The sequence below is a fragment of the Vibrio lentus genome (assembly GCF_002875945.1).
Lineage (GTDB): Bacteria > Pseudomonadota > Gammaproteobacteria > Enterobacterales > Vibrionaceae > Vibrio > Vibrio apostichopi.
Window position 1 is genome coordinate 23,251 of record NZ_MCZK01000141.1, and the last position, 17,419, is coordinate 40,669.

At 44.2% G+C, this 17,419-nt stretch carries 21 protein-coding genes and 1 pseudogene; 11 read left to right on the plus strand and 11 right to left on the minus strand.

Features of this window, described 5'->3' with window-relative positions; all coding sequences use genetic code 11:
- Window positions 1–61: 61 nt before the first annotated feature.
- From BCT49_RS15615 to BCT49_RS15640, 6 genes are all read right to left on the minus strand, one after another.
- Complete coding sequence (locus tag BCT49_RS15615; protein ID WP_102436419.1) at window positions 62–1,450, minus strand: AMP-binding protein; 1,389 nt, start codon at window positions 1,448–1,450, stop codon at window positions 62–64.
- 6 nt (window positions 1,451–1,456) lie between these two features.
- A complete protein-coding gene (locus BCT49_RS15620; protein ID WP_102436421.1) occupies window positions 1,457–2,014 on the minus strand; it encodes a septation protein IspZ in 558 nt (185 codons plus the stop codon).
- Window positions 2,014–2,271 carry an acyl carrier protein gene (locus BCT49_RS15625; RefSeq protein WP_017040432.1) on the minus strand — a complete coding sequence of 86 codons (258 nt, stop codon included), beginning with the start codon at window positions 2,269–2,271 and terminating at the stop codon, window positions 2,014–2,016. Before BCT49_RS15625 ends, BCT49_RS15620 begins: the two co-directional genes overlap by 1 nt.
- Before the next feature lie 10 nt (window positions 2,272–2,281).
- Window positions 2,282–2,542 (minus strand): phosphopantetheine-binding protein, encoded by a 261-nt coding sequence (locus BCT49_RS15630; protein WP_004736154.1) that lies wholly within the window; start codon window positions 2,540–2,542, stop codon window positions 2,282–2,284.
- Window positions 2,543–2,646: 104 nt separating this feature from the next.
- Window positions 2,647–3,417 carry a lysophospholipid acyltransferase family protein gene (locus BCT49_RS15635; protein WP_102436423.1) on the minus strand — a complete coding sequence of 257 codons (771 nt, stop codon included), beginning with the start codon at window positions 3,415–3,417 and terminating at the stop codon, window positions 2,647–2,649.
- Window positions 3,414–4,181, minus strand: a complete 768-nt coding sequence (locus tag BCT49_RS15640; protein WP_102436425.1) for a beta-ketoacyl synthase chain length factor — start codon at window positions 4,179–4,181, stop codon at window positions 3,414–3,416. The genes BCT49_RS15635 and BCT49_RS15640 overlap by 4 nt, the downstream gene beginning before the upstream one ends.
- Before the next feature lie 72 nt (window positions 4,182–4,253).
- Between BCT49_RS15640 and BCT49_RS15645 the strand changes: the two are divergent.
- The 3 genes and pseudogenes from BCT49_RS15645 (at window position 4,254) to BCT49_RS15655 (ending at window position 7,013) form a co-directional block, all read left to right on the plus strand.
- Window positions 4,254–4,643, plus strand: a pseudogene (locus BCT49_RS15645) (hypothetical protein).
- A gap of 29 nt (window positions 4,644–4,672) precedes the next feature.
- Window positions 4,673–5,746 carry a methyltransferase gene (locus BCT49_RS15650; RefSeq protein ID WP_102436427.1) on the plus strand — a complete coding sequence of 358 codons (1,074 nt, stop codon included), beginning with the start codon at window positions 4,673–4,675 and terminating at the stop codon, window positions 5,744–5,746.
- A gap of 25 nt (window positions 5,747–5,771) precedes the next feature.
- Window positions 5,772–7,013: an NAD(P)/FAD-dependent oxidoreductase gene (locus tag BCT49_RS15655; protein WP_102436429.1), complete on the plus strand. Its 1,242-nt coding sequence runs from the start codon at window positions 5,772–5,774 to the stop codon at window positions 7,011–7,013.
- Between the two features lie 141 nt (window positions 7,014–7,154).
- Here BCT49_RS15655 and BCT49_RS15660 read toward each other — a convergent pair whose 3' ends face one another.
- Both BCT49_RS15660 and BCT49_RS15665 read right to left on the minus strand, forming a co-directional pair.
- Window positions 7,155–7,661 (minus strand): hypothetical protein, encoded by a 507-nt coding sequence (locus BCT49_RS15660; protein ID WP_017084506.1) that lies wholly within the window; start codon window positions 7,659–7,661, stop codon window positions 7,155–7,157.
- A 139-nt stretch (window positions 7,662–7,800) separates the two neighbouring features.
- The gene (locus tag BCT49_RS15665; protein WP_102436431.1) at window positions 7,801–8,934 is read right to left on the minus strand and encodes a flagellar assembly protein FlgT; all 1,134 of its coding nucleotides are present in this window, start codon (window positions 8,932–8,934) and stop codon (window positions 7,801–7,803) included.
- A gap of 192 nt (window positions 8,935–9,126) precedes the next feature.
- Here BCT49_RS15665 and BCT49_RS15670 point away from each other — a divergent pair, with 192 nt between their 5' ends.
- Window positions 9,127–9,762: a FlgO family outer membrane protein gene (locus BCT49_RS15670; protein WP_017106341.1), complete on the plus strand. Its 636-nt coding sequence runs from the start codon at window positions 9,127–9,129 to the stop codon at window positions 9,760–9,762.
- Window positions 9,763–9,771: 9 nt separating this feature from the next.
- Window positions 9,772–10,203, plus strand: coding sequence for a flagellar assembly lipoprotein FlgP (gene flgP, locus BCT49_RS15675; protein WP_102436433.1), 432 nt, complete (start codon window positions 9,772–9,774; stop codon window positions 10,201–10,203).
- A 280-nt stretch (window positions 10,204–10,483) separates the two neighbouring features.
- Here flgP and BCT49_RS15680 read toward each other — a convergent pair whose 3' ends face one another.
- From BCT49_RS15680 to flgA, 3 genes are all read right to left on the minus strand, one after another.
- On the minus strand, window positions 10,484–10,909 hold the full coding sequence (locus BCT49_RS15680) for a flagella synthesis protein FlgN (protein ID WP_102436435.1): 426 nt from the start codon (window positions 10,907–10,909) through the stop codon (window positions 10,484–10,486).
- A 65-nt stretch (window positions 10,910–10,974) separates the two neighbouring features.
- A complete protein-coding gene (flgM, locus tag BCT49_RS15685) occupies window positions 10,975–11,292 on the minus strand; it encodes a flagellar biosynthesis anti-sigma factor FlgM (protein ID WP_029223448.1) in 318 nt (105 codons plus the stop codon).
- Window positions 11,293–11,471: 179 nt separating this feature from the next.
- The gene (gene flgA, locus BCT49_RS15690; RefSeq protein ID WP_102436437.1) at window positions 11,472–12,218 is read right to left on the minus strand and encodes a flagellar basal body P-ring formation chaperone FlgA; all 747 of its coding nucleotides are present in this window, start codon (window positions 12,216–12,218) and stop codon (window positions 11,472–11,474) included.
- 77 nt (window positions 12,219–12,295) lie between these two features.
- Here flgA and BCT49_RS15695 point away from each other — a divergent pair, with 77 nt between their 5' ends.
- From BCT49_RS15695 to flgE, 6 genes are all read left to right on the plus strand, one after another.
- Window positions 12,296–13,222, plus strand: coding sequence for a chemotaxis protein CheV (locus BCT49_RS15695; RefSeq protein WP_017106345.1), 927 nt, complete (start codon window positions 12,296–12,298; stop codon window positions 13,220–13,222).
- Between the two features lie 11 nt (window positions 13,223–13,233).
- Window positions 13,234–14,061, plus strand: a complete 828-nt coding sequence (locus tag BCT49_RS15700) for a protein-glutamate O-methyltransferase (protein WP_102436439.1) — start codon at window positions 13,234–13,236, stop codon at window positions 14,059–14,061.
- Between the two features lie 254 nt (window positions 14,062–14,315).
- On the plus strand, window positions 14,316–14,711 hold the full coding sequence (gene flgB / locus BCT49_RS15705; protein WP_004736175.1) for a flagellar basal body rod protein FlgB: 396 nt from the start codon (window positions 14,316–14,318) through the stop codon (window positions 14,709–14,711).
- Between the two features lie 4 nt (window positions 14,712–14,715).
- Window positions 14,716–15,129, plus strand: a complete 414-nt coding sequence (flgC, locus tag BCT49_RS15710; RefSeq protein WP_004736176.1) for a flagellar basal body rod protein FlgC — start codon at window positions 14,716–14,718, stop codon at window positions 15,127–15,129.
- A gap of 17 nt (window positions 15,130–15,146) precedes the next feature.
- Complete coding sequence (flgD, locus tag BCT49_RS15715) at window positions 15,147–15,860, plus strand: flagellar hook assembly protein FlgD (protein WP_004736177.1); 714 nt, start codon at window positions 15,147–15,149, stop codon at window positions 15,858–15,860.
- A 50-nt stretch (window positions 15,861–15,910) separates the two neighbouring features.
- Window positions 15,911–17,215: a flagellar hook protein FlgE gene (gene flgE, locus BCT49_RS15720; protein WP_004736178.1), complete on the plus strand. Its 1,305-nt coding sequence runs from the start codon at window positions 15,911–15,913 to the stop codon at window positions 17,213–17,215.
- Window positions 17,216–17,419 lie beyond the last annotated feature (204 nt).

The window sequence follows — 17,419 nt, forward strand, 5'->3', positions numbered from 1 at the left end:
AATGGGTGTTCTGACAAAAATATAAAAAGATGATCTCAGTGTAAAATACGATCAGCGGTTTCTATGATTTTATTAGCTGTTCGATATGAGAGGTTAGTCGCTTACCTTGGCTGTTGAGTGGAATCTCATCAACAATACGATACTTTCTTGGGATAGCGATCGGTTCTAACCATTTTCTAAGTTCTGAACGCAGCATTAACCAGAATTTACCTTTACTCATGGTGGCGAGTTTCGTTTGGCCTTCATCTGATAATACCAAAACCGACGCCAAGATTAAGCGTTCCGGTTCTTCAAATGGAATGACGACACACTCGCTTATCCAAGGAAGTTGCTCAAGTCGCTTTTCGACTTCAACCAGTGATACTCGTTTTTCTTCTATCTTGATCACTCGGTCAGTTCGACCTTTCAATATGAATTGATTCTCCGAGACCATTTCGCATTCATCAGCGGTTTGGTACCAGTTATTCTGATCGATGTAGGGCGACAATAACTTAATGCAATTCTCACTGTTGAGACTAGCCTCAATACAGTCAAAAAGTTGCCAAGGCGCTTGAGCGCTCTGTTGCTGGCGAAAGGCTATACCGCCAGTCTCTGTGCTGCCAAACACCTCGATAGGTAAATGACCAAGTAAATCTCGTGACTGATGAGCCGACTCGGTAGGCAATGGGCCACCCGAAGAGAAGATTCCTGCAAGTTGTACCTTGTTGGTCTCATGCTTTAATCGTTTGAGTAGCGCAGGGCTGCTGATCAGTACACAGTTTTTATTGGCGTGAGACAGAATCTGTTCTGGGTACTCAAGGTTGTTTCGAGCAAATGGAACACCAGAGCATAGCGGCCATAAGATTCTAAACAGCAAACCATAGATATGTTGGTGCGAGACGGTACTTTGGACTCGGTTACTCTTGAGTAATTCGCCCCAGTTCTTATCTAGCTGAGCTGTTTCGATATCTAGGTGTTCTAGTGTTTTATTGATTGCCTTCGGTGTACCGCTTGAACCTGAAGTAAATAAGGTCAATTGGATTGCTGCCAAATCAATGGCTGGAAGATTATCGGTTAGAGGCTTTTGCGCTTCGGTGTTTGAGTTCAATAAGGTTTGGATATTGCGAACGTCACTCACTTCAACTTCGCCAATCGAGTCATCAACTAGCAGACAGTCAAAATGTTCACTCAGCTCGGCAAGCGCACAAGGTTGGTAGTTACCCGGTAAGATGATGTGTTTGTGACTGACTGCACACGCTAAAAAGGCCACCGAAAATAGGTAGCTGTCTTGGGTATAAATCGCGACTCGTTGAAAAGGGGATGAAGATAAAAAGCGTACGAGTCGAGATAAATCGTCGTTAAATGTTTGCCACGTAATCTCGCTATTGTCATCAAAGCAGACAATAGAATCTGGCGATCTTTTCTGGCTGAGAAGTTCAGACAAGGAAGTGTAAGAGACGGTTTGGGTCATAACAATTTAACTCTGACGAATGCGCTGTCTTACTACCCACTCTCCTGCAAAAAGTAACCCGGCGAACAAATAGCTGAGTAAGCCATTGTATAGGGTCCATATTTCAAGAGGTTGGAAGCAGGTGTAAAGGGCGATAGAGCCATTGACAACAAAGAACAGGCACCAAACTTTGGTGACTTTTCGTGTGTAATCAACGCCACTTTGCGGAAGTTCAGGCTCTTGGAGACGAGCAAGGCGCTCGATAATCGTTTGAGGTTGCCATAGGCTTGAAGCGAATACAGCCAACATACAAACATTAACGATGACGGGGTAATAGGTTAACCAGCCATGCTGCTTGAAGGTTAATCCTAGTGCCAGCAGAACAATTCCGGCACTTCCACTGATCCAAGCTAAGTGTTTTAGCTCTTTGATTTTAGCCTGACCGCCAGTAAAAATACGGACAGCAAAGATAGCGGCCAAGGCGATACCAACGGTTTGTAGGCCAAACTTGTTGAGTCCAAAGTAAACCGCTATTGGATAAGTGAAAAGTATGATTGCCGACAGTAAAGTCAGCAGAGGACGCATTATGCGTCCTTCAATAGTTCAGCCACAGACTCCACAACGTCATTAACGGTGCGTACTGCTTTGAACTCTTCAGGTTTGATCTTCTTACCTGTTACGTTCTGTAGGTGAACGACCAAATCAACCGCATCAATGCTGTCTAGGTCGAGATCAAGATAAAGGTGAGCTTCAGGAGTGATATCTTCAGCATCAAGCTCGAACAGCTCAATAAGCGCATCTTTAACCTGGTTGTATACTTCTTGGTGGTTAGCTTGTGTCATAAAGATCTGTCTAGTTGTTCGTTTGAGATGAGATGTAGTTTGCTAGGTTTTCTACCGATGCAAAATGCTGGCGAGTGTTTGAATCGTCGGCATCGATAACAATGTTGTACTTTTTCTTGATAGCAAGGCCAAGCTCTAGCGCATCAATAGAATCTAATCCAAGTCCATCACCAAATAGTGGAGCTTCTGTTTCAATCTCATCAATGCTCATGTCTTCAAGGTTCAATGCGTCGATGATCAGTTGTTTCAGTTCGTTGTGTAATGTTTCCACTTTGGCCTACTTAATGCTTTATCTAAATGCTGCTTTAAGGGGGCGATTCTACATTATGCGATGTATTTTCGAAATGCTGATATCGCCTGTTGTTTATTGATTGGCTAAATACTTTCTTCGGAAGGGAAAATAGTGTGTGCAAGATGATGATTAAGGCGTCTTGCTGCCGAAGTTAAGTTATTCGAATTTTCAATAAAGGGTGCGACTTCTATTTTACCTTTCACCGCGATATGAAAAAAGGGTTTCGTAGCAGGAACTTGATACCATTTTTTCTCTTTGGTTAAGAATGACGGAGAAACCGTAATATGAATTACACGTAAATCGGTTTGTGTTCGAGTGGCAATTTGTGCCGCACCACGTTGTAAGGATGGCTCAATTCCGGGCGTTGTGCGAGTGCCTTCGGGGAAAACAAGCAATACGTTACCGCGAGAAAAACGTTCTTCACAGCGTTCTAAAAGGTCGTCAGGTGCTTGATTGGGTATGTACCCCGCAGCTTTGACGATCCTCTTCATAAAAGGGTTTTCCCATATTGCTGCCTTAACGAGGCAATCGCATTGAGGAAGTTGAGAGGCGATCAGCACATAGTCAATCAAGCTTGGGTGATTGGCGACGATGATGCAGTTGCGATCTTCACGCAGTAGTTCCGCACCATCAATTCGGTAATCAATAGCGCCTGTGAATTTCATGATCTGGCAGAACGCATTGAATGAAAAGCGAATCAATCGTTGAGCCTTAAGCTCTCGTTGAATGGTATCCGACGTGATGAGGGCGATCGATGGCAAGATCAAGAAGCTAAGCACTAAGCCTCCTAATCCGAAGATGGTAAAGCAGAGGCCTGTCGCGAATACTCGCCAATATTGGTCGACCTTACTCATTGTTGAGTTCCAGCTTTCGCGCTATTTACCCAAGTCCAAGCTTGGTGTTTACCTGCAATTGTCCAATGCTGTGTATTCTGAAGAATGTTCTGCAGTGTTTGCAGGCCTTGAGGCAATTCAGCTAATGAGCTTTCGCTGGTTACAGTTCTTGATACCGATACGGCTCTTGAAATCGAGTATTCATTGCCTGCTGTGAGAACTAAACCCAGAGCATAGTCGGCATAGCTTTGAGTTTCGAACTCTTGATAGAGCTCAGGTAGAGGCTGGTCGAAATCGATAACTAACACACGATGCGACGGGTATTGGTGAAGGTAAAGATAAGCTTCAATCAGAGCATTATGGAAAGTATCTTGCCCAGCTGCAATAGAGGTCAATGGAATCGGCGCTTTTGCGGCAATGGTGGTTAGCCCAGCTGCGGTATTGTGTACCGACTGCGAGAACGCCATTGGCGAGGCATCGTCACCTTCTAATATCGACTGAATCAATGTGGCGGTTCGGTGCAGTTCACCGTGTCGGCTTGCAAAAACCAGATAATCAATCGAGGTGTCTTTTAATAGCGTTAATGCGGTTTGGACGGCAAGCTTGCTTTGCAGGCTCATTCGGCGTCGCATCATCGGCGGGATAGCTTTAAATTCAGTTGAGCCATCTTGTGGCCAATCTAAATTCTTGCTCCATGTTTGCCATTCGGCATCAGAATTGAGCCCCGCAGAATTTGCAGACCATTTCTCAATATTAAACGACATTAATTGGGATTGATTTGACATAGAGTATTGATTTGCTTTGGGTCTAACTAAATACTACGCGTGCTTATAAATAAACACAGATAAGGAATCTAAATGAAATTACTAAAAATAGCCGTTTCAATGTTATTCATATTCGTTCTTGCAGGGTGTGGACGTGTCCAACCTGTAATGAATGTTGAGGATACTCCAGTTGCACTTAATCTTTAAAGCAAACAGGTGAAATCAGCTATTTATGAGTCGGCTGAGAATCGAGGTTGGTTGGTTTCAGAAATAAAGCCTGGCTTGATCCGTGCAGAGCTGTATGTTCGCTCGCACCATGCTGTGGTTGAAATTCCTTATAGTGACAAGTTTTACTCTATTCTTTACGTTGAATCAGAGAATTTGAAGTATGACGATGGTGAAATACACCGTAATTACAACCGCTGGGTTAATAACTTAAACGTTGATATTAAACGTAAGCTTGCAAAAATGGCTGCTGAGTAACCCTCTATTATTTTAAAGTTAGGTTTTTCGTGTCGGAATATAAATTAGATCCATTCAATGCATTAGAAGCAAAAACAGAAGCGCAAAAGTTGTCTTTCGCTCCGATTGTTTTTCATACTGCTCGTACACTTCGTGATTTAGGTATTTTAAAAGCCTTGGATGATGCGCGCAACGATGGTTTACCTGCAGATACGCTCTCTGAAATAACCGGTGTATCCGAGTACGGCGTGAAAGTTCTGCTCGATATGGCGTTGAGTGCTCATATTGTTACGTGGGAAAAGCCTAACTACAAAATGGCCAACCTTGGCTTCTATCTTTTGCATGACGGCATGACTAACGCAAACATGGATTTTACTGCCGATGTTTGTTACGCCGCGATGATGCACCTAACGGAAGCGATTGAAGAAGGTACACCTGCGGGTTTAAAAGAGTTGGGTGACTGGGAAACTATTTACCAAGGCTTGTCTCAATTGCCAGAAAAAGCAAAAGAGAGCTGGTTCAAGTTTGATCACTTCTATTCCGATCGTTCGTTCCCTGTTTTGCTTGAGAAAGTCTTCAGCAAGAAACCTAAATCGCTGGTGGATATTGGCGGTAACACGGGTAAGTGGGCAATGCAGTGCTGCAACCACGACTCAGATGTTGAGATAACGATTGTCGATTTGCCACAGCAGCTAGAAATGGCAATGGCAAACGCGACACAACATGGCCATCAAGACCGAGTGACGCCATTCCCAGCCAACATGCTCGACAAACAACAAGCGTTGCCTACAGGCGCGGATGTGTGGTGGATGAGCCAGTTCCTTGATTGCTTCTCGCCAATGGAAATTCTGAGCATATTAAAGCGTGTTCGCTCTCATATGTCAGAAGAGGCGACGGTCTATATCCTTGAACTGTTTTGGGATGCACAGAAATACGATGCGGCTTCTTATAGCTTAAACGCGACTTCGCTGTACTTTACGTGCTTGGCCAACGGCAACAGCCGTTTTTACCGCAGTGAAGATTTCCTAGAGATCGTTGAAGAAGCTGGCTTTGAAGTGGTGACACGTACCGACGATATCGGTCTTGGTCATACGCTTCTTGAATTGAAAGCTGGCGCGCAATAAAAAATAACAAACATGGCTTAAATTAATGAAAAAACTGTCAACTCAAGTCGTGATCATCGGAGCTGGGCCATCAGGGTCTATTGCCGCGTCTTTGCTTCATAAAAAAGGCATCGATGTTCGAGTGATTGAAAAGAGCCTTTTCCCGCGCTTTTCTATTGGTGAAAGCTTACTACCTGCTTGCATGGAAGTGATTGAACAAGCTGGGATGAGCGAAGCGGTGGCTGACGCTAACTTCCAATTTAAAGATGGTGCCGCTTTTCGTAAAAATGGCGTGTACACCGCGTTTAATTTTGAAGATAAATTCTCTGCTGGGCCGGGAACCACGTTTCAGGTTCAACGAGGCGCCTTTGATAAGGTGTTAGCAGACACTGCCGAGGCGCAAGGTGTTGCCATTGATTATCAACATGAGTTGATGGGCATTAACTTCACTGAAGACAGCACCATTTTAGACGTACAAGTGCTTGATGGAGAACGCTATCAGCTAGAGGCTCAGTATGTGCTAGATGGCAGTGGCTTTGGTCGCGTGCTGCCTAAGATGCTTGATTTGGAAGAGCCATCATCGCTTCCTCCACGCAAAGCTATTTTCACGCACATTAACGACCATATTTCAGAGGTTGATACCGACCTTGAATATGACCGCAAGAAAATTCTGATCTCGGTGCACCCAACCAACCCTGATGTTTGGTATTGGTTGATCCCGTTTAGTAACGGTGTGTCTTCGTTTGGTATTGTCGGGGAGCCTAAGTTCTTTGAGTCATACCCAGAAGACAAGATTGCCGCGATTAAGCAACTGGCAACGGAAGAGCCGGGTTTGGCTGAAATATTGGCGAATGCAGAGTATCCAAACCCTGCCGGTGAAATCGGTGGCTATTCTGCCAACGTAAAACACCTTGCAACAGACAAGTATGCGCTATTGGGCAATGCCGGTGAGTTCCTTGATCCTGTGTTTTCATCAGGTGTGACAATTGCGATGAAGTCGGCTCAGTTTGCGGTTGAGTGTGTGGAAAAGCAACTCAATGGAGAGAAGGTTGATTGGGATCGTGATTATGCCGATCCGTTGATGGTTGGCGTAAATACCTTTAGAACTTATGTTGAGGGCTGGTACTCAGGTACTTTGCAGGATGTGATTTTCTATCAGGATCCCAACCCGAAGATTAAGCAGATGGTGTGCTCAATTTTGGCTGGCTACGCATGGGATCAGACCAATCCTTATGTGAAAGAGTCAAAGCGTCGATTGACGACACTGGCAGAGATATGCCGAAGCTAGGTAGTCGATTTAGGATGTAGCAACATGCGAAAGCACGATGATGACATAGCCTAAAATCAAAACAGCCGCAATGCGGCTGTTTTTGTATTTGATAGATATGGGAAGCTGATTCTTAGCTAATTCTCTTAACTGAGGTTGATACTACTTCAGGTCGATGCTGTTGAGTCGTCCCATGAAGATAAGCAGCTCAATCACATCTTTGTGAGCTTCAAGCAGCGCTCGTTTGGTTTGGCTGTAGGCCGCGAGTCGACCGTGTTTGCGTATAGAGCATACTTTGGTTCTGTATTTGTATTCACCACTTTCAGAGAATACGCGCCACTTAGCGATGTAGCATTCATCTCGATGTTCAGGATCTGTCTGAGTAGGGTTTGGTTTGAATACTATCTTAGGTTCTAAACTGTGCGGTAAACGTGTCATCAAATAGGGCTCTCTAAGGACTTTTGGCCAAAACTTTCCCCAGAGCTTTCTGCCAAGCTCATCTCTTAACTTGATGGTTTTCTTTAGTGCTTTGTCTTCACCCATACGAACAAAACCGACAGAACGATGTAACACCGTATCTTCAGGAGTATGGATGTGGATTTTAAAAGCGGTTTGGCCTTTCGATATAAATCGATAACCGGTCGCACCAATCAGATTATTCTGGCTCATAGTTTGCTAAATGATGATTATGTTATTAATAAGGTTACGACAAATACGTTAAAACCGAAACTAATCATCATGAAAAAAATAAAGCCTTAACAAAAGTGCTAAGGCTTTATTAGAAACTATGGGACGGGAGTGACGCTAACTACATGATTTTCTGCATCACATCACCAATTTGAATGCTTCCAGCTAGGCTAGGTTGATCAATCGTGAGTTCGGCTTCATTTTCATAAACACGAGAAACCGTCAGTGTGATATCACTTTGAGATACCTTGTTACGCGGTAAACCTCGCTGGTCGATAAACGAACCTGTATGCCACAGTTGCAGTTTGTCCCCTTTCTGCACGCCATGCATTCGCCCTAAGTCAATGGTCACCGTATTGCCAAATACAGCGGCAACCTCTGGAAGGGTAATCTTACAAGACACCTCTGACTCTAGATCCAACATGATGTTACGACTGACGCGCAGCATCATACTGCCGTAGGTCGATGCCCAGAAGCGAGCACTGCGGGTATCAACTTCACTGGTCTTTGCAAATGGCCACTTAGCCACTTCACGATAGCTGCGGTTGTACACCTGATGCCCCGTCTTGCCGTCAAAGACTTGCATTTCTAACGCAAATTGTCGGTTGATAACATCGTCCTTCAACAGCTTAGATTCAATCGTTGCGGTTAAGTCGGTAATGTCGCCACCAATGATGTATTGAGCGCCCGTGTCTTGGGCAATCATTTTGATCACTTCTGGTTGGCGCTTATCAATGTCGAAGTCAGTTGTGCCCACAGAAACGAAACTGCGAGACTCTTGCGCCAATTGTCTGTCTACGACATGGCTGAAGTCATCACCAATGTTATAGATTCTGCCCATAACGGCTTGCTGTGGGGAGGCTACATCAATATTGCCGACGAGAAATGTCTTTTTGTATTGGCTCTCATGGCAAGCATTTGCCGAAGGATAGATGTCGATCCTTGCGGTGATCATTAAATTGCCACCACGAGTTTTCTCTTTCTGAACCAAGATGTAGCGCACTTCATGGTTGGTAAACTGGAATTCTTTTTTACTCGAATCTAGATAGGGCGTGAGGTTGGAGATACTACCAATATCAGCACCTGAGAACTGCACCGCTTTATATACAGCGTCTTCCAGCGCGTGGATGCGTGCGCTTTCTTCCGACGATACGATGGCTGCTGTACCGGTAACTTCATACCAAGAGGCATGAGCACTGAAGCTTATGGTTATCAGTGAACTTATTGAAAATAAGTAAGATATTATTTTTTTCATCTATTCGTTACCAGTTGGGTATAAATATTGCTTAACAAATAACTATAAGCTTGAAGCTGACTTAAGTGCGTTTTTCTTAATCTGAACCATTAATGAAAAGCAAAGACTGTTCCAACATTGTAATCCATTGAAAAGAATAATGGTGAGAACATATTGGAACAGGTAGCACTAAATATATCTGGAGATAAGAGAATGAAAAACTGGCTCGTAGTAATGAGTGTCATGTTGATGACATCATGTGCTTATTCGCCCATCTATAACGGCAAGTCTGAGTATTCAGGCAGTCAGTTTATGTTGATGGACAGCCCTCGTCATACCATGGATTTTTTCGTGGAAAGTATGACTGAAGATCTGATCATTTCGAATACGAGTATTTCAGCGAGAACTCCAATTGCGATTACTTCGTTTGTTGACCTGCAACATATGGACACAACAAACTGGCTAGGTAATTCCGTTTCAGAAGGCTTCATTCACCAGTTTCAGCGTCGTGGCTTTAAGGTCGTTGATTTCAAAACAACGGGCTCTATTCAAGTGACTCACCAAGGTGACTTCGCGTTAAGCCGTGATTGGAAAGACCTCGCACAGGAACAAGACGTGCAATACGTGCTAACGGGTACGATGCTACGCCAAGAGGGCGGTGTGCTTGTTAATGCTCGCGTGGTGGGCATGCAAACCCGCATTGTGGTTGCTTCTGCGCAAGGCTTCTTGCCTGCAGACCGTATCGGCCGTGACTTAGATACTCTGAACAGTATTCGAACTCAAGATGGCGTCATCATTCGTTCTGATCCAACGATGACTCAGCCATACACTGTTATTCTTCGCCCTTAGGAGTTCGTGATGAAGAAGTTAATATTTGTTGTTGCTGCCTTACTGCTTGTTGGCTGCCAGCCATTGCAAAGTATGCGACCAGACGACTTTTTAGTTGCTGTTGGTTACGCAAGTATCAGTGAGCAATCAGGCCGTAACGACGAAGAAAAACGCATCCGTGCTATGCGAGCATCTAAAATTGATGCTTACCGTGAACTTGCTGAGCAAGTGTATGGCATGCGAGTGAGTGGTCGAGCTGAACTATCAGATCAACGCTTGGGTACCGAACGAACGACAGGAGCTGTCGACGGTGTGATTCGTGGTGCGGAAGTGGTGCGCAGTTACCCAGTTGGCGATAGTTACGTGACCGAACTTCAGCTCGATATTCGTAAGATGGAACAGTTGCGCGATTACGGCGAAGTTCAAGCTGTGCCAGAGAAGAGACAACAAACGCTGTTCTAGTCTTTATGACCATTTAAGTTATATGACCGACGAGTCGTATAAGTTGCCCTCGCTTTCCAGATGGCAGGGCGGCAAAAAATAACGACAGTGAATGTAAAAGCGGCAAGTATGAAAATACTTGCCGCTTTTTTGTATTTACAGGTTGGGTGTGGAATCTAGGTCTTGTAAGAAATATAAGTTGAGTAGGGAAGTGGATAAGTAGAAATGGGTGTTGCGAAAGGTGCGGGTTGAATTACGGTACTGGCTAGAGAATAGAGAATAGAGAAGGCTGGTAGCTTGATTAGGCTTTAACGTTGGTACCAAGCGTAGAAATCGTATGCGTTTGACCACCGGCATTGTAGGTCATGCCGATTTTTCCGTGGCTTTGCTGCATCATATTGCTGAGTTTTTTAAAGCTGAGGTGTGCTCGATTCAAGGCTTCACCATTAACAAGGTTGGCTTGATGGCAATCGTACACAATAGATTTGATGGTTTTAACTAACTGAGCCAGATCTGGGTTCTCGGTCAGTTCGGAGATATTGCTATGCGCTTCGATTCGTTGATCGGTTGTTCTTAATTGTTCAACTAGGACAACTTTCTCTTTAGCGATGCGTTCAATGTCGGTCGATTTTCGGCTAGTAATAGCGGTTTTCTCTGAATCTAATAGATCAGATAGGGCTTTGGCATTTTGAAGTTGGAAATTAACTAAATCTGCTAGTGCCGCCATAACGTTATCCTACTAAAACCTTGGTGTTCTTTAAGTGGAGATAGCTTGAATTAGGGATCTATCGCTTAAAGACCTTTTAACTCATTCTCGAACTTGATCATGTTGTCAGCCAGTTTTTCTGGGTCGACAGTGTATGAACCGTTCGCAATCGCTTCTTTGATCGCTGCAACTTTTACGGTGTCAAAGCTTGGTTGTGCTGCCATATCTTGTTGGAGTTGGCCAATTGCTTTGCTTTGTTGACTCAGTGAAACCGCGTCTTTGCTTGTCGGTGATTTAGCTGCAACATCAGAACGTGATGCCTGAGAGCTAGAATCAGAGCGCGCTGCTGATCGGTTTGTGGTCGTTAGGGTTTGCCCTGAACGAATATTATCGATGCCTGCCATAGTTAAGCCTTTTTCTTCAAAAATGGGAACCTGTACAGTCAATATCGACCAAGGGTTCGATTACTTTAGCAATTTTTAGCCCAATAGTCGAAAAGGGGCAAAACACCGCAGCCGTAATATTCAGCGTTAGAATTGAGATTAAAATCACTAACGATTATCACCCATTTAGAAGTAAAGCGTTAAAAGTAAACCGTGACTTCAGACATGTTGGTAACAATACCTTCGATTATACGCTGAGATTTGTCATTTTTCACTCTTACTTGATCGCCCATTGAGCCATCAGTTAACGCAGTACCCTTGGTGGTAATGGTCATGCCACCTTTTACTGCCTGTATGATAACCTTCTCGTTTCGACATACGACACAGATATCGCCTCTTTCGACAACGTCACCCGGTCTTAGGTTCTTTTTTACTTTAGCGCCGATGACTTGCTTGGGAAGAGTGAACCCTTGACGACGAAACTTGTTAAGCGAAATCATGGCGGTGGTGACATCGTATTGACCGACGATCTCGCCTCTTGCTAAAGAACGAGTGGTGGTAACGAGCGGCACCGACATTGAGAGTCGAACAGGTACGTAAATCCGCCACTCATCCGGTATACATTGCACTAAAACCGTAATGCTACTGCGGGTATTTGTCGTGGTTGAAGCGCTGGTTTCAAGAGGGATTGGGCAATCTGTTGCTTTTACTCTTGAGTCAATATTTGCTGCATTAACAAAGAGTTCGCCACCTCGAGGCTGGTCAATGGTCTCAAGGATGTGTTGTTCCGCCGCAGACTGAATCATTTCAATTTGTTCTGGAGTCGCAGCTTGTACAAAAAAACTAAACAATATTGACAAAATGCCGATAAACTTAGCGACAGTTTTAAAAGTAGCTCTACACATTGCTATAGAAAAAGGAGGCAGATTTGTTTTATAATACGTCATTCTGTTTCTCTGGTAGTTCGTAGCCTGCAGTAGACTAACACTTTTTATCCAAAAAAGTTTGATATGGAGATGAGCTCATGACGGGTATTCTTGATTCGGTGAATCAGCGTACGCAACTCGTCGGTCAAAACCGATTAGAATTACTAACCTTTCGCCTAATGGGGCGTCAGCGTTACGGCATAAATGTCTTTAAAGTAAAAGAAGTGCTTCAATGCCCTAAGCTGACAAAGATGCCAAACTTGAACCCACTAGTTAAAGGTGTAGCACACATTCGTGGCCAAACGATCTCAGTGATCGATTTGAGTTTAGCGATTGGTGGCCGTCCTACAACGGATGTTGAAAAGTGTTTTGTGGTTATCTCTGAGTTTAACCGAACGATTCAAGGTTTCTTGGTCAGTTCAGTAGAGCGCATTATTAACATGCACTGGGAATCGATTCTTCCACCGCCAGATGGCGCAGGTAGAGCTAACTACCTGACAGCGGTAACCAACATTGATAATGAATTGGTAGAGATTCTTGATGTTGAAAAGATTCTTGCCGAAATCTCTCCTGTTGATGAAACAATGGACAGCAAGATTGCTGAAGACATTGCGAAAGTTGAACAAGAGAAACCATTAGTTCGCCGTATCTTGATTGCAGATGACTCTACAGTTGCTCGTAAGCAGGTTCAGCGTGCGATTGAGTCGATCGGTTTTGAAGTGATCTCGGTGAAAGATGGTAAAGAAGCCTATGAGAAGCTGGTGCAGATGTCATCAGAAGGCAGTATTTACGATCAAATTTCATTGGTGATCTCTGATATCGAAATGCCTGAAATGGACGGTTATACGCTGACTGCAGAGATTCGCCGTCATGCAGAGCTAAAAGATTTATACGTAATTTTACACTCATCATTGAGTGGTGTATTTAACCAAGCCATGGTTGAGCGTGTGGGAGCTAACTCCTTCATCGCGAAATTCAACCCTGATGAGCTTGGTGCAGCGGTTAAAGCTGCGTTAACTAACTAAAAGAGACATTAATGACTGCTATAACAATAAGTGATCAAGAGTATCGCGATTTCAGCCGTTTCTTAGAATCTCAATGTGGCATTGTATTAGGTGATAGCAAGCAGTACTTAGTGCGCAGCCGCCTAAGCCCATTAGTAACGAAGTTTAATTTAGCGTCGTTATCTGATTTGTTGAGAGATGTAGTAACAGGTCGAAACCGCGAGTTGAGAGTGGCAGCAGTGGATGCTATGACGACGAACGAGACACTTTGGTTCCGAGATACTTACCCGTTTGCTGTGCTTGCGGATAAGCTTCTACCGGAGATAGCGGCAAATAAACGTCCTATTAAGATTTGGTCTGCGGCAAGCTCTTCAGGTCAAGAAGCATACTCAATGGCAATGACGATTCTTGAGACTCAAGCTCGTAAGCCGGGTATGTTGCCAAGCGTGTCGATCACGGGTACGGATATCTCAGCGAGTATGTTGGATATGTGTCGTAAAGGCGCTTATGACAATCTAGCGCTGGGTCGAGGCCTTTCTCCTGAACGTCGCCGTACCTTCTTTGAAGATGCGGGTGATGGCCGTATGAAAGTTAAAGATAATGTGAAGCGCATGGTCAATTTCCGTCCGCAGAACTTGATGGACAGCTATGCCTTACTCGGTAAGTTCGACATCATCTTCTGTCGTAACGTATTGATTTACTTCTCGCCTGACATGAAGGCGAAGGTACTGAACCAAATGGCAAACAGCCTAAACCCGGGTGGCTATCTACTATTGGGTGCTTCAGAATCGCTAACAGGTTTGACCGACCGTTTTGAAATGGTTCGTTGTAACCCTGGCATTATCTACAAATTAAAGTAATTGCTGGCACCGCATAAGGTGTAACGTTACTGTCTAATATCAAAACCCAGCCTAGTGCTGGGTTTTCTTTTTTCCGTTAAAGCTATATCTTTAAGTCAGAGTGAAATTCCAATTTACTCTATTTTTTGGCTTGTATATTGCAAGTTTACCCACGAGTAACCTGTAAAAGTATTGATAGCCCGCTTTGTTTTAAAAGTTGGTATATATATTGCTTTGGTTATCTCATAACAGTCAGTTCTTGAGTTGAGGTTTACATGGCTATTTCTTTTGACAATGCTTTGGGCATTCACCAACACACGGTTGGTGTACGTGAGCGTAACGCTGAGGTGCTTTCCACCAATATCGCGCAAGCCAACACGCCTGGGTATAAAGCAAAAGGATTAGACTTTAAGAAATCACTGCAGGCGGCAAGTTCTGGGGCAAGCATTGGTCTTAGTCGTACAGATGGTCGGCACATTTCTGCCTCAACAACGGTGAACGGGGAAACGAAGTATCGAATTCCTACCCAACCTGATACAGGAGATGGCAACACGGTTGATTTGGATTTGGAAAGAAACCTTTTCATGCAAAACCAAATTAGGCACCAAGCCTCTCTCGACTTCTTAGGAAGTAAGTTCAAGAATTTAACTAAAGCGATTAAAGGGGAATAATTAGATGAGTTTATTCAATGTATTCAATGTGACTGGTTCTGCGATGAGTGCTGAATCTGTTCGTCTAAATACGACCTCGAGCAACCTTGCGAACGCGGACAGTGTAAGTAGTTCTGCTGAAGAAACTTACAAGGCTCGTCACGCAGTGTTCGGCGCAGAGTTAAATAAAGCACGTAACAGTGGTCACACTGTGCCTGTGAAAGTATTAGGTATTGTGGAAAGCGATAAGCCGCTAAGCGCGGAGTACAACCCAGATCACCCATTAGCGAACAACGAAGGCTATATCTACAAGCCTAACGTGAACGTTATGGAAGAAATGGCAAACATGATTTCGGCATCACGTGCGTACCAAACAAACGTACAGGTTGCTGACTCGAGTAAACAAATGCTGCTGCGTACGCTGCAGATGGGTCAATAAGGATAAGGAGGTAGCACATGGCTGGAATCAACAACAATGTTGGTCAAAGCGGCTTGTCCTATGTTGACCAGCTGAAGAGTCTTCAAGATGGCGCTAAAAAGCCCGACGAAACAACAGGTAAGCAGGATCTTAAACAAGAAGACTTCTTATCTTTGTTGACTAAGCAATTAGCCCAACAAGACCCTTTTAAGCCGGTTAGCAATGACCAGATGATTGCGCAAATGGCTTCATTTGCGACCGTAGATGGCATTGGCAAAATGAATACACAGTTTGAAAGCTTGAATTCATCAATGACCTCTAACCAAGCATTACAGGCATCCTCTTTGGTTGGCCGCGATGTATTGGTTCCTGGTGCGGCAGGTGTGAAACCCGGTGATGGCGGTATGGCGTCCATGGTTAAGCTTCCTCAGGCAATGGACAATGTAATCGTCCGTGTTGAGAACGAAGTTGGCCAATTGGTTCGCACTTTTGATATCGGCTCTAAACCATCAGGCGACACACGTGTTGAATGGGACGGAAAAGACGAAGACGGTAACCCATTGCCGGCTGGTAAATACAACGTGAAAGCGTCGGGTTTACTGGATGGCGAGAACACAGAGTTCCAAGTGTCGAGTTATGCGAACGTGAACAGTGTGCTTCTTGGTAAGGGTGATGGCAACGTACTACTCAATCTGGCTGGTTTCACATCGCCAGTACGACTTGCTGAAGTACTAGAAGTTGGTAAAGCGTAACGCTTTGAAAGAGTGATTATGCTAGCTAGAGAGATTAGGAGAATATTGGAATGTCATATGTAGCTTTAAGCGGTCTATCCGCTGCACAACTAGACCTGAATACAACCAGTAACAACATTGCGAACGCAAACACATTCGGCTTTAAAGAGTCGCGTGCGGAGTTTGGCGATGTTTACTCAAGTTCGTTATTCACTAACGCAAAAACGACGGCAGGTGGCGGTGCGCAAGCTAGCCAAGTGGCGCAACAGTTCCATGAAGGTTCAAGTATTTATACTAACAACCCAATGGACTTACGTGTAAGTGGTACAGGTTTCTTTGCAGTATCGAAAGACCGTATGGTACCGGAGATCAATGAACTCACGCGTAATGGCGCATTTCACCTAAACAAAGACAACTACATGGTTACCGCTAACGATGAGTTTCTTTTAGGTTACGATGTTGATCCTAACTCGGGTGAAGTTCTTTCTTACGCACCAAAGCCACTCGACATTCCTGCTGAGTTTGGTAAGCCAAAACAGACAGAAAACATTGAAGTAGGAGTTAACCTTCCTGCAAACGGTGATCTTAAAGACCCGGCTGCATTTAACTACCAAGATGCTGATACCTATAACCGTGCAACGTCTTCGACGGTATACGATTCTATGGGTCAGTCTTACAAGTTAACGACTTACTACCTCAAAGATCAGACTCAACCAAACACTTGGCAGACGTACTACACCATGTCAGATGAGAACGGCGAAAAGCCGGTCAACATTACTGGTGGTGATGCGACAAATGCACAAGGTCATGTTGGTCACACAATGAAGTTCAACAATGACGGTACGTTGGCGAGCCTTAACAATGGCCAACCAATTAACTCTGAAGCACTAGGTGCTGGAGCGAACCCAATTGATTTGAACGGTGCTGATCCAACGCAAGTGCTTAAGTTTGGTTTAGATTCGTCAACTCAGTTTGCCGCTCCATTTGAACTGACTAAGTTTGATGAAGATGGCGCGACAACAGGTTTCTTAACCAAAATCGATTTCGATGAGTACGGCAGTGTTTTAGGTACTTACTCAAATGGTGAAAATGTGATGCTTGGCCGTGTAGGCTTGGTTCGTGTACCCAATGAGCAAGGTCTAGATAAGAAAGGCGGCACTCAGTGGGATTCTACTAATGACTCAGGTTCAAAAATCTGGGGTGAATCGAATAAAGGTTCATTTGGTAGCATCAACAACGGCTCGCTAGAGCAGTCGAACATCGATATGACTCAAGAACTGGTTGATTTGATTTCTGCTCAACGTAACTTCCAAGCGAACTCGCGTTCTCTAGAAGTACACAACCAACTGCAACAGAATATTCTTCAGATTCGTTAATCGTTTCGAGCGTTTGAATCATCTGCGAATACCCAATTCAATGTTATTGAATTGGGTATTGTTGATGAATTTGATATGACTGTTCTATTTGCCGCCCCTATTGCCGCACGGTAATGCCACTGGCAACAATTCTTCCTCAATGATCCTTTCGTGATCCCTCTTCTTCGTTGTTTTCTATTTAAATTATTGATAAATAACAGTTAA